Origin of the sequence: Bacillus sp. FSL K6-3154 (assembly GCF_040869395.1) — a bacterium.
GTDB lineage: Bacteria > Bacillota > Bacilli > Bacillales > Bacillaceae > Bacillus > Bacillus safensis.
The window spans coordinates 2,095,395-2,110,044 of the sequence record NZ_CP152033.1; the positions used below are offsets into that span (position 1 = coordinate 2,095,395).

Consider the following 14,650-nt stretch of genomic DNA (forward strand, 5'->3'; position numbering starts at 1 on the left):
ATGAAGAGGTGGACTTATGAGCAAGCAGAAAATTCAAAAGGTATATCCTTTAACACCAATGCAAGAGGGCATGCTGTATCATGCCATGCTAGACCCTAATTCCTCCTCTTATTTCACACAGCTTGAGCTTGGAATAAGCGGAGATTTTGATCTCGATCTTTTTGAAAAGAGTCTCAATGAACTCGTACGGACATATGACATTCTGCGTACAGCCTTTGTCTATCAGCAATTACAAAAGCCTCGTCAGGTTGTACTGGCTGAACGTCATATAGATGTGTATAGAGAAGATCTATCTCATCTGAATCATCAAGAGCAGAAAAAGGTATTGGATCAATATAAAAAGCAAGTGAGAAAGCAAGGATTTCACTTAACGAATGATCTGTTGTTGAAAGTCGCTGTTTTTCAATTAAATGAAACAAACTGGCACCTGATTTGGAGCAACCATCACATTATTATGGATGGTTGGTCCATGGGTGTTTTAATGAAAAAACTGTTTCATTACTATGAGTCTTATCGGAACGGCCGAACGCCGGATCGCTCACAAGGTAAGCCTTATGCGGACTATATCCAGTGGCTTGGAAAGCAAAACAAACAAGAAGCGGAAGACTATTGGACGGAGCGGCTGGATGGTGCTGTTCAGCACCAAGGGCTGCTGCAGCAAAAAGAAGCGAACGGACAATATGACCATCAGGAATGGACGTTTACATGGGACGCTCAAACCGTACAAGCCATTCAAGATGCGGCAAGACAATGCCAAGTGACAGCACCGAACCTTTTTCAGGCTGTCTGGTCCGTTCTTTTAGGCACCTATCATGCAGCAGATGATGTCACATTCGGAACAGTCGTATCAGGCAGACCTCCAAGTGTGTCTGGGATTGAGCGCATGGCAGGGCTGTTTATCAATACGATACCTGTTCGAGTGACATTGGATCAGGAGCAGACCTTTAAACAGCTGTTTCAAACGGTTCAGCAGCATGCATTGGAAGCGGAAAACTATGATTTTATGCCGCTTTATGACATTCAGCAGAAAACGGCTGCTGGAGGAAAGCTCTTTGATCATTTGGTTGGGTTTGAAAACTATCCTTTAGATCAGGAGCTGTCCGGTGACACCATGTCTGCACGTCTCGGTTTTGCCATTGATGTAAAGGACGGATTTGAACAAACGAATTTCGATCTCAACGTCCTTGTCTATCCTGGTGAAACGTGGACATTGAAATTCAAATACAATGCGATGGCTTTTGAAGAAAAGATCATTGAAAACATATCCAAACATCTGACCAACCTCATGAAGCAAATCATTCACAATCCTGACGTACGTCTTCATGAAGTGACATGTATTACAGAAGAAGAAAAGCAGCAGATTGAAGCATGGAACCAGACGGAGCGAGATTATCCGAAGCATCTGTCCATTCCTGAGCTGCTCGATGAACGTATCAAGGCGCAGCCTGACCATCCGGCATTAGTCGAAGGCGAGCGAACATTCACATACGAAGAGCTTGGACAGGAAATCCGTCGTTTAGCGAGCAGCCTTGTAGAAAACGGCGTTCAGCGGGGGGATGCTGTCGCGGTATATATGAACCGATCAGCAGATGCGGTGATCTCTATTTTAGCCATTTTACATGCAGGGGCTGCTTATGTACCGATTGATCCAGCTCAGCCTGAGGAGAGAATCCGTTGGATGCTTGAAGACAGCGGCGTATCCGTTTTGCTCTATGCTGACAGCCAGCCGCCAGTTGATGAAAGCATCAAAGCTGTTCATGTGACCGGCATGTCTCATCACTCACAAGCGGAGTTATCAGTCGAGACGTCTCCATCTCAATTGGCATATATCATGTTCACTTCGGGATCAACTGGACGGCCAAAAGGAGTTCAAATTGAGCATCAGCATATTGTGAGGTTAGCATGCTCTCAGGAAAAAATAGGCTTGAACACGTCGGATCGTATGGCGCATACAGGAGCTGTCAGCTTTGATGCGATTACCCTTGAAATCTTCACTACGCTTCTGAATGGGGCGACGCTTTATCCTGTTGACCGTGATACTTTATTGGATATTCACCGATTTGAACAATTTATCCAAACACATCAGATCACAGCGCTCTTTTTAACGACTGGTTTATTTAATCAGCTCGCTCAGCAGCGGCCGCAAATGTTCAAAGGGTTAAAAACATTATTCACCGGCGGTGATGTGATCAATGTGAAAAGTGCGGAGCTTGTGAAAAAGCATCATCCATCAATTACCTTGCTGAATGTCTATGGCCCAACTGAAAATACAACCATTTCGACCATTTACGAAGTAAGAGGAGATGAAATGGGCCCGATCCCAATTGGTCAGCCGATCAATCATACGTCAGCTTATATTTTAGATGACTATCAAAGACTTCAGCCAATTGGAGCCCCAGGAGAGCTGTATGTGGGCGGAGATGGTGTTTCAAGAGGGTACATCAAACGTCCAGATTTGACTGATCAAGTATTCATGGCAGATCCTTTTAAGCCGTCAGGACGGATGTATCGAACGGGGGACTTGGCTAGATATGGTGCGGATGGTCAGATTGAATTCCTCGGCCGTGCCGATGATCAGGTGAAAATTCGTGGTTTCCGTATTGAGCTTGGTGAAATTGAATCAGTGCTTCACCAAGAAGTGGGCATAGAGGAAGCAGTTGTACTTGTTCAGCAGCTTTCTTCAGATGAAAAGGAAATCATCGCTTACTTCACAGGGACACTGACAGAAGAAGAGGTACGAGATGCATTCAATCAAAAACTGCCAGCTTATATGGTGCCGCACCATGTGATGAAGCTGGATACCTTTGCACTGACATCGAACGGGAAAATAGATCGAAAAGCTTTACCTAAGCCTGACAAAGTGCATCGCGAGGAAATCAAAATCATTCTGCCTGAGACCGAGACAGAAAAGGCACTCGCTGACATTTGGGAGGAGCTTCTTGGGAAAACGATTGGGATAGACGAGCATTTCTTTATGGCTGGCGGGCACTCACTCAAGGCGATGATGATGTCTGCGAAGGTTCAAGAAGTGCTTCAAAAGGAAGTGCCGATTCAAGTGATTTTCGAGAAGCCGACGATTCGCTCATTAGCGGCTTACATCGATCAGGATGGTCAAGAAGAAACCGGACATCCTATTTTGCCAGCAGAGCAGGCGGACGAATATCCGGTATCACCAGCTCAGCGCCGTTTATATATTTTGCAGACACTTGAACCTGACAGCACGAATTATCATATTCCGATCGTCTTAACGCTTGAAGGAACACTCGAATATGAGCGGCTCAAATCAGCATTTAATCAGTTAATCCAAACACATGAAATCTTAAGAACGAGCTTTCATATGAACGGGGAAGACATTGTCCAAAGGGTGCATGAATGGACTGAATTTGACCTTCCTGTTCATGACATCAAGGAAGAAGAGGCGGAGGCATTTCTTACAGAACGTCAATCGCCATTTGATTTAACAGCAGCACCCCTTTTGCGAGCTCAGCTGCTGAAAGTCAGTGAGAATCGTCATCTTCTCGTCTTAGAAGCACATCATCTCATTACAGATGGCAGCTCCATGAAGACGTTCATTCAAGATTTGGCGAAGGCTTATGATGGAGAAGCTCTTGCTGAACGAGCCATTCATTATAAAGATTACGCTGTCTGGCAGCTAAGTGAAGAAGAAACGGAGAAACAGAAGGAACATGAAGCGTATTGGCTGAAGCAATTTGAAGGAGATTTACCGGTTTTAGAGCTGCCAACTGATTATCCTCGTCCAGCAGAACGTGATTTTACTGGAGAACGATTCATGTTTGGCTGTGATCAAGCAACGACTCAGCGCATTCAGGAACTGCTTCAGAAAACTGATACGACCATGTATATGTTCTTGTTATCCGCCTTTCAAGTGCTGCTTGCCTCCTATAGCGGGCAGGAAGATATCATTGTGGGTTCGCCTGTTGCTGGACGGACACACCCTGATATTCAGGACATGCCGGGGATGTTTATCAACACCATTGCGATGCGCGGAAAACCAGAACAAACCAAAACATTTTTACAGCTGCTTGAAGAAATAAAAGAAACAAGTGTTGATGCTTTTGCACATCAAAGCTATCCGCTCGAAGAGTTAATTGCACATCTTCCATTAGACCGTGATACAACTCGGAGCCCGCTTTTTAGCGTGTCTTTTAACATGCAGAACATGGAGGTACCAGCGCTAAAGCTCGGCGATCTGCACATTTCGCCTTATGCCATTCAGCATCACTCGGTCAAATTTGATCTATCTTTAGAAGCATTTGAACGCGAGGGAGCATTAAAGTTGAGCTTTGACTATGCAGCGGCATTATTTAAAGAAGAGACCGTCCGCCGGTTCGGAACTCATCTTCTGGCGATTATTCGTGAGGCGGTTCGTCATCCAGAGGAACAGATCGGCTTGCTCCATATACTGGATCCGCATGAACAAATAGAGCGTCTGGAGAAAAAAGCCGAAGGACAAACGAATCGTCATGAGCCATTCCATGTCCAATTTTCACGTCAGGCGAAGGAAACACCGGATGCTATCGCCGTCATGGATGATCAAAGAAAACTCACCTACCGCGAGCTTGAGGAAATGTCATATGCACTTAGCTGTGAGCTTAAGAAACGAGGCGTCGAGAAGGAACAAACTGTGGCACTGATCCTTGACCGCTCTGTCTATGTCATCGTCTCCATGCTTGGTGTGATGAAAGCAGGAGGAGCGTTTGTCCCGATTGATCCGGCCTTTCCGGCTGAACGAATCCGCTACACATTAGAGGATTCAGGTGCACAAGTCATCGTGACAAATGAGTCTCTAGCAGATTCCTATCAAAATCATAAGTCGATTCAAGTGGTGCAGGTTGAACAAGCAGTGCATCAAAGCCATCCAATAGAATTGCCGGAAGTATCGGTTGATCAGCTTGCTTATGTCATTTACACATCTGGGACAACAGGGAAGCCGAAGGGTGTACAGCTCACGCATCGCAATCTATCACACTATGTCAGCTGGCTGATAAATGAGGTGACATTGCAGGAATGTGATCGGACGGCACTGCTTTCTTCTTATGCATATGATCTTGGTTACACAAGCATTTTCCCTGTTTTAAAAGCAGGGGGGACACTCTATGTTCCTCGTGAAGACGTGTATACAGACCCTGTACGTCTGATGCGGTTGATTGATGAACAAGAGCTGACTTATATCAAAATGACACCATCCTTATTTCATATGATGGCAGATTCTAAGGAACATTCATTTAATGCTTTACGCCTGGTGGTACTTGGAGGAGAACCGGTGATCCCTGAGGATGTTGAAACATTTATGATGCAGCATCCATGCGTGGCAGTAATGAACCATTACGGTCCGACTGAGACAACCATTGGTACAGTGACCAAGCTGATCACACCGCAAGAGCTGGACGCTTTGAAGGAACGATCTTTGATCGGACAGCCAATTGCTCACACAAGAGCGCTCGTATGCAATCAGCAGCAGCGGCTTGTTCCTTATGGCGCGCCGGGAGAGCTTTATATATCTGGAGAAGGCGTGTCGAGAGGATATTTGAATCAGCCTGAATTAACAGCAGAACGTTTTCTTGAAAATCCATATGATCCTCAAGAGAGAATGTATCGCACAGGGGATTTGGTCAGACAGCATGCAAATAGAGATATTGAGTTTCTTGGACGAGTAGACGATCAAGTGAAAATCCGCGGCTATCGCATTGAGAAACAGGAAATTGAGCATGCCGCACGTGCTCTGGCATCTATTCAAGAAGTCTATGTAAAAGTCCTGCACCTGTCCCGTTTGCCGGAGCTTGCACTCTATTACACAGCGCCTGAACACATTGGAACACTGATGTTTAGAGAAAATCTTGCGGAGACACTGCCGGATTATATGATTCCAACGTACTTTGTGAAAGTCGATCACGTTCCACTCACCCAAAACGGAAAGGTGGATGCGAAGTCTCTGCCGCTTCCGCATGAGGTGCATATGAACCATGCGGCGCATGTGGCACCAGAAACGGAACTTGAGCAGGCGCTGTGTGACATTTGGTCAGAAGTTCTTGGGGTTGAACAAATAGGCGTTCTTGACCACTTCTTTGAATTGGGAGGTCATTCCCTCAAGGGCATGGTGCTCATTTCGAAGGTGCAGGCAAAGCTGAACAAGCATGTGCCGCTCAAAGTCCTTTTTGAAAAACCAACCATACGGGCAATGGCAGCCTACTTGGAAGAAACAGATTCTTCGGTGGTGACATCCATTCAGCCAGCGGAAAAGCAAGATTTCTATCCCGTCTCTTCTGCTCAAAAGCGTATGTATGTACTTCAGCAGTTGCATCCAGATGCAGTCACTTATCATATGCCAGCCGTTTTAATGATGGAAGGCAGCCTTGATGTGAAGCAGCTGGAAGCAGCGCTTCAAGCCTTGATCGACAGACATGAATCACTTCGGACAGCCTTTGTAGAAATTGACGGCGTACCCGTTCAAAAAGTCTATCGCCAAGTACCGTTTACATTAGAGGTTGATGAAATAGAGGGCGATCAGGAGCAGTCTGTCATCGATTCATTCATTACACCATTCTCATTACATCAAGCACCATTAATGAGGGCAAAAGTGGCGAAGTTTTCTGATGAGAAATATGTATTCATGATGGATATGCACCATATCATTGCAGATGGTGTCACACGCGGCCTGCTCATTCAAGAACTCGCAGAGCTGTATGAGAAAAAGACGTTACCGCCAGTTCAGCTGCATTACAAGGATTTTGCGGTATGGCAGCAGGAAGAAAAGCAGCAGGCGCTGCTTGAGAAACAGCGGCAGTATTGGCTGGAGCAATATGCACAGCCGCCGGAAGACTTAGCACTGCCCCTTGATTTTCCGCGCCCTCAAGTTCAGTCATTTGAAGGGGGCCGAGTCGATAGATGGTTGTCTGCTGAAAAGGTGCAGTCCATCAAAACGCTCATGGCGGAAAAAGGTGTGAGCTTGAACATGGTGATGCAAACGGCATTTGCCATTTTCCTTTCCAAGTTAACGGGGCAGACAGATATCGTCATAGGCGCTGTGACCGCAGGACGTACGCATGCTTCGATCGAACGGGTTCCAGGCATGTTTGTCAATACACTGGCTCTTCGAAACGAAGTGCAGCCAGAAGAAACGACAGCGCAGCTGCTTGAAAAAATGAAAGATCGCAGCCTATCAGCCTATGAACATCAAGAATACCCGTTTGAGGAATTGGTGGCTCAGCTAGATCTTCCGAAAGACACAAGCCGCAATCCATTGTTTAGTGTCATGCTGACAACAGATGACCGTGACCTGACGTTACCGGATTTGCATGGACTCAAGCTGTCGCAAAAGCAGCAAGATACCGTTCATGCAAAATTTGATATAACGCTCGGTGTATTTGAAGAAAATGACCAAGTGGGCTTGCGCTTTGAGTATGCAGCGGCCCTGTTTAAAAAGAGCACCATTCAGCGCTGGAGCATGTATATTGAAAAAATCATAGATGATATGCTGGCTAAGCTGAATCAGCCAATTTCAGCGCTATCTCTCATAACTGAAGAGGAAAAACGAGAGCTGATCAACGAATGGTCAGGACCTGCCCTAGACGTCCCGTTAGATCAAACCGTTCATGCCTTGATTGAGGCTAAGGCACAAGAAGCACCGCACCAAAAAGCAGCGACCTTCTGCGGAACGAGCTGGACGTATAAAGAGCTGAACAGCCGGGCGAATGTAGTCGCTTCAAGACTCATCTCAAACGGCACAAAACCAGGCGACCGCGTCGGTATTCTCACTCGCCCATCTCTTGACATGACGGCAGCTGTTCTTGGCGTTCTCAAGTCAGGTGCGGCATTCGTTCCAATTGATGCAGACTATCCAGCGCAGCGTATTGCATGCATGCTAGAAGACTGCGGGGCAGAGGTACTTCTAATGCAAAAAGGGCTTACTGCACCACCTTCCTTTACAGGTCAAGTGCTGTTCATAGAAGATGCCGTAGAAGGAGAAGCTCACGAGATTCAGGTTCATATCAAACCAACGGATCTCGCTTATATGATTTACACGTCCGGGACGACAGGACAGCCGAAGGGTGTCATGGTCGAGCATCAGTCCCTTGTGAATCTTGCATTCTGGCACAATGATGCGTTCCAAGTGACGAAAGACGATCGAACCGCGAAATATGCCGGCTTTGGCTTTGACGCCTCCATTTGGGAGATGTTCCCAACGTGGATCGCCGGCGCAGAGCTGCACATTATCGATGAAGCGATTCGTCTCGATATGATCAAACTCAATGCGTATTTCAATGAAGAAGGGATCACTATTGCCTTCCTGCCAACGCAGTTATGCGAGCAGTTTATGTCAATGGACAATCATTCTCTGCGTTATTTACTAACAGGCGGAGACAAGCTGAAACAAGTGAAGCCTGTTCCATACAAACTCGTCAATAACTACGGTCCAACAGAAAATACAGTCGTAGCGACAAGCGGAATGATCGATCCAGAACAAGGCACGATTCCGATAGGAACAGCCATTGCCAATACACGTTTTTACATCATGGGTTCGTTATACGACCTGTCGCCGCCAGGCGTACCAGGTGAGCTCGTGATCGCAGGAAAAGGACTGGCAAGAGGCTACTGGAATCTTCCAGAAGAAACAGACAAACGATTTGTCCCAGATCCATTTTATCCGGGCGAGCGCATGTACCGCACAGGCGATCTAGTGAAATGGACAGAGGATGGTGAGCTGATTTATCTCGGTAGAATAGACCATCAGGTCAACATCCGCGGCTTCCGTATTGAGCTGTCAGAAATTGAAGCGCAGCTCCTAACGCTGGATTCGGTCAAAGAAGCTGTCGTGACCACGGTCAAAGATGCAAGTGATCAGGACGCCCTTGCCGCTTACGTGATTACGGAGAACGATACAGAGGACTTAAAAGAAAGCCTGAAACGCACATTGCCTGATTACATGGTGCCATCATGGATCATAAAACTAGACCAATTTCCAATGACGGCCAATGGAAAGGTCGATCTGAAAGCATTGCCAGCTCCTGATATCGAAGCGAACCAAACGGTATACGAAGCACCAAGAGACGAAGTGGAAACACTGCTTTGCGGCATTTGGGAAGATGTCCTTGGCGTCAGCCAAGTCGGTATCCACGATCACTTCTTCTTCCTTGGCGGAGATTCGATTAAAGGTATCCAAATGGCAAGCAGACTCACGCAAGCAGGCTGGAAGCTCGATATGAAACTTCTATTCCAGTATCCGACCATTGCAGAGCTGCGCCCATATATTGAAGAAGCCGATCTTCTCACAGCCGACCAATCACCTGTCGAAGGAGAAGTCATTTTAACACCAATTCAGCGCTGGTTCTTTGAACGAGCATTCAGCGATCAGCACCATTGGAATCTCTCGATGATGCTTCATGCGCCAAATGGATTTGACCTTTCCATTACAGAACAAGTCATGCAAAAACTGCTTTCACATCATGATGCACTGCGTATGGTATACAAGCAGGAACATGGCGGCATCCTGCAATACAACCAGCGGGAGCTCACGGAACCGCTGGCGATTATTTCTCAAGATGTCTCAAAAGAGCACGACGTGAAAAAGGCTATTTCCACATATGCCAATGAGTATCAGCGTCAGCTGAACCTCGAAACAGGTCCGTTAATGAAAGTGATTTGTTTCCATGCAGAAGATGGCGATCACTTACTCATCGTGACACACCATTTAGTCATTGACGGTGTCTCATGCCGAATTTTACTAGAGGACTTTATGTCTCTATATCAGCAGGCAGCTCAGGGACAAAAGCTTGTCCTGCCGCTGAAAACTCATTCCTTTAAAGAATGGGCAGAGGCCATTGAACGTTATGCACAGTCACAGCCATTAAAAAATCAGCAGGAGTATTGGGCAGAAATTGAAAGCAAACCATTAACCGCATTACCTGTTGATCATGAAGTGACAAAAAGAAAAGTTGCCAAAACCAAATCGGTTCAAATGCAGCTGACAGAAACAGAAACTGAACATCTTTTGACCGATATTCATCTGCCGTACACAACGGAAATGACCGATATTCTTTTATGTGCTCTCGGTCTTGCTGTTCAAGAGTGGACAGGTGAGTCCCATGTTCATGTGCAGCTTGAAGGTCATGGTAGAGAGGATATTTTATCAGGGCTGGATGTCTCTCGCACGATTGGCTGGTTTACGAGTATGTATCCAGTTGTACTTGAAGCGAAGCCGGATCAGACCATAGCTGATGCTATTAAAGGAACGAAAGAAATGCTGCGGCGTGTGCCAAATAAAGGAATCGGCTACGGGATCTTAAAATACATGACAGCCACTGAACCGTCAGGGCAGCACGTACAGCCTGAAATCAGTTTGAACTATCTTGGACAGATTGATCAGGAAGTGACGACAGAACTCTTTGGGCCGTCGACTTATGATATGGGACGACAAGCAAGCCCTGATTCGGAAGCTGTTTATAAGCTGAACCTTAGTGGTCTTGTTCAACAAAATCGATTCATTTTGTCTTGTTCCTATTGTGCAAGTGAATATGAAGAACAGACGATACAGCAGTTCATGGCATTGTTGAAGGGGAAAATTCAATCCATCATCACCCATTGCTTCACGCAGCAAGAACGGGAATTTACGCCAAGTGACTTCTCTGCGGCTGACCTTGAAATGGATGAAATGGACGACATTTTTGACATGCTTGAGGAGAAATTGACTTAACAACACGAGATGAATCATAAAAAAGGAAGGGAGGATGAAATAGATGAGTCAATTTAAAAGGGATCAAGTTCAAGACATGTATTATCTGTCACCGATGCAAGAAGGAATGCTGTTTCATACCCTCCATCATCAGGAAAAGGGCTTTTATGTAGAGCAAATGGATATGAACGTTAAGGGCACACTGCGTTATGACTTACTTGAGAAAAGCATGAATATCATCGTGGAGCGGTACGATATTTTTCGTACCGTGTTTCTCCACGAAAAAGTAAAGCGCCCTGTCCAAGTTGTACTAAAAGAACGTCCTTTTACACTTGATGTTGTGGACTTGCAAGATCTTTCTGAAGACGAACAGCTTGAACGTATAGAGAAATTCAAACAACAGGATCAGCTGAGAGGATTTGACCTCTCGAAGGATTCTCTCATGCGGGCGTCTGTTTTCCAAACGGGCCCTGCCAGCTATCGCTGGATATGGAGCTATCATCATATCCTTCTGGATGGCTGGTGCTTTGGACTTGTGGTGCAGGAGTTATTTGCGATTTATCATGCACTTTTACATGACGTCCCTTACAAGTTAGAGCCGGTCAAACCATATAAAGAATATATAAAGTGGCTGGAAAAACAAGATAAGCAAGCATCACTTCAATATTGGCAGCAATCATTAGCAGGGTTTGATGGACAATCGACCTTTAAAGAGCAGCGGAAACAAACGAATGAACATGAATTAGGCGAAATTGAGTGGTCCATGAGCAAAGAAGAAACGGCCGCTTTATCAGAGTTAGCGCTGCAGCAAAATGCAACGTTAAGCAGTGCGCTTCAATCCGTTTGGTCGATTCTGCTGAGCAGGTATCAGCGGTCAAATGATGTGCTGTTTGGAACAGTTGTGTCAGGACGTCCGGCAGACTTGGCTGGCGTTGACAGGATGGTTGGATTGTTCATTAATGTCATCCCAAGAAGAATTCAGCTGACAGATCACATGACATTTCGTACACTCCTTTCAGAAACACAGCAGCAGTCTCTTGCAGCCGAGCCGCACCAATATATTCCGATTTATGATATTCAGGCAAAGACAGGTCAGCAGCAGCTCATTGATCATATTGTTGTGTTTGAAAATGTTCCAGCCGCAAAGAAGGACGAGCAAGAAGCACGATTAGGGTTCACGGTGGAGGACATGAATGTCTATGAAAAATCAAACTATGATCTCAATCTGCTCGCATCGCCTGGAGAAGAATTACTATTGAAGCTGGCCTTTAACCAAAGAGCGTTTGATCCTCAATTTGTTCATAAGTTAAAGGAACAGCTCAGCCTATTGATACATGAGGCGGTCAAGCATCCTGATCAATCGGTTCATACACTCCCATTCGTCACAAAACAGGAAAAACAGCTGATTCTTGAGGAATGGAATGCACCTGAGCTTGAGCATGACCAGCTGTATTTATCGAAATGGTTTGAGCATAATGTCCGCAAACAGCCAAATGCAGTGGCGCTATCAGCAGAAGAGCAAACGATGACATATGCTGAACTGAATGAACAAGCCAATCGATTGGCAAGGCATTTGCAAAAAAATGGAGCCGAACATCAAACGGTCATCGCCATTTTAGCCGATCGAACGCCTGAACTCATTGTCAGTCTGCTTGCTGTCTTAAAAGCAGGCGCAGCCTATGTGCCAATTGATCCCGACTATCCAGAAAGCCGCATTCAATACATGCTTAAAGACAGCGGAGCGACGCATCTTCTGACTCACTCATCCTTTATTGGTCAGGCGAAGGGACTTGGGTTTGCTGGCACGTATCTGTTTGCAGATGATCAGGAGATTTCACTAATGAGCTCAGAGAATCTGCCGCTGGAAGCAGGTTTACACGATACGGCATATATCATGTATACATCAGGCACAACGGGTCAGCCAAAAGGCATCATGACAACCCATTCCAATATTGCCCGGGTGGTCAAAAATACGAACTACTTAACCATTTCAGAAACAGATACACTACTGTCGCTATCCAACAGCGTATTTGATGGCTTTACCTTTGATGTATACGGTGCACTTTTAAACGGAGCAAAGCTTGTCCTGCCGAAAAAAGACACCATTTTAGATATGCATGAGCTGACGGAGCTGATTAAAAGAGAAAGCATTTCTGTCATGTTTGTTCCAACTGCTTTATTTAATCTTCTTATTGATGAAGAAACCGATTGGATGCGCAGTGTGCGCAAGGTGCTGTTCGGAGGTGAGCGTGCATCTGTACAGCATGTGAGAAAAGCCTTTGGTGTCATGGGGAAAGGCAGACTAATCAATGTCTACGGCCCAACTGAATCAACGGTTTTCGCCACCTATTATCCTGTAGATGAAGCTCCGCCGATTGAAGCGTATTCTATTCCAATCGGAAAGCCGATTAACCAAACGGGTGCTTATATATTGAGCCAGCAAGGACAGCTTCAGCCGATTGGAATGGTTGGAGAACTTTGTCTCAGCGGCAAAGGGCTTGCGAAGGGGTATTTGAATCGTCCTGATCTGACAAAAGAAGCCTTTATCACACATCCATTTGCTACGGGAGAAAGGCTGTATCGTACGGGAGATTTGGCTTATTTTCGAGCAGATGGTCTGATTGAGTATGCAGGCAGAGTGGACGATCAGGTGAAAATTCGCGGCCACCGAATTGAACTGACAGAAATTGAAGCCCACCTTCTCATGCATCCAGGCGTAAAGCAAGCTGCCCTTATGACGGATCAGCATGGCTCGCAGCATACAAGACTGCTCGCCTATATGACGTGTGAGGAGGAGTGGAAGGACAAAGTTGATGTGATCAAGTCAGGGCTGAAGGAGAAACTTCCGGCTTACATGCAGCCTCATGAGCTGATCAGACTTGAGAAAATGCCGCTGACACCAAACGGAAAGATTGATAAACGTCAGCTGCCAAAGCCGGAGACGCCTCAAGGAAACCGCCATGTGAAGCTTCCGGCCAATGAGGTAGAACAAAAGCTGCTTGTCATGTGGCGTGAAGTACTTGAACGAAATGATATCAGTACAGATGACCATTTCTTTGAGCTTGGCGGACATTCTTTAAAAGCGATGTCGCTTTTATCAAAGGTGTCGAAGGAATTCGATGTTCAGGTGCCTATTCACTTGCTGTTTGAGACGCCTACAATCGAAGCCATCAGCCGTTATATTCAACAGCAGGATCATGAAGCTGCCGGCTATCTTGTATTCAATGAATCTCAAACGCCAACAGTCTTTGCTCTTCCGCCATTACCGGGCTACGGCTTTATCTATCAGGAAGCTGCCAAAACGCTTGATAGCGTTCGTTTGATCGCCTTTGACTTTATTGAAGCTGATCAACGCATGACGCAATACGTTCAGCATATTCAGCACCTTCAGCCTGAAGGACCGCTGACTTTGATGGGCTACTCTGGCGGGTGCTATCTGGCCTTTGAGCTCGTTCAATCGCTTGAACAAGCAGGACGGACGGTGGAAAAGGTCATCATGATCGATTCCTATAAGAAAATTGGTGAAAGTGATTTAGAAGGACGATCCATTGATGACGATATCGCAGCGATTGTCCATCAATCAAAGCAAAGTGAACTTGCCCAAGAAGAGCTCGTTCAAGAAGCGCTTGCTCAAAAAACGCGGGCCTATTATGAAACATTTGTTAAGGGGGTGAATCAAGGAAAGATACAAGCAGATATTGATTTCATCCAATCAGAAGAGCAAATTGATATTCCAGACTGGATGGATCATTGGGAAGATGCGACGACCGGTGCTTATCGCTATTATCAAGGCTATGGTCAGCATGCTGACATGTTCAAAAACAAAGAATGTGCAGCCCAAAATGCCCAGCTGATCCAAAAGATCGTCAATCAAAAAAATAGAGAAGCCGTTTTGTAAACTTTAGATCAGGCAGGGGTGCACATTGGCAGCTCTGCCTGATAAAAAAGGAAAGGAACTCA

Annotated in this window: 2 protein-coding genes; both read left to right on the forward strand. The window is 45.9% G+C overall.

What is annotated here, in order from left to right:
• The first annotated feature begins 16 nt into the window (after positions 1-16).
• Positions 17-10,711: a non-ribosomal peptide synthetase gene (locus tag MHH61_RS10875; RefSeq protein ID WP_251215246.1), complete on the forward strand. Its 10,695-nt coding sequence runs from the start codon at positions 17-19 to the stop codon at positions 10,709-10,711.
• Positions 10,712-10,754: 43 nt separating this feature from the next.
• Complete coding sequence (locus MHH61_RS10880) at positions 10,755-14,588, forward strand: non-ribosomal peptide synthetase (protein WP_125587101.1); 3,834 nt, start codon at positions 10,755-10,757, stop codon at positions 14,586-14,588.
• The last annotated feature ends 62 nt before the right edge of the window (positions 14,589-14,650 follow it).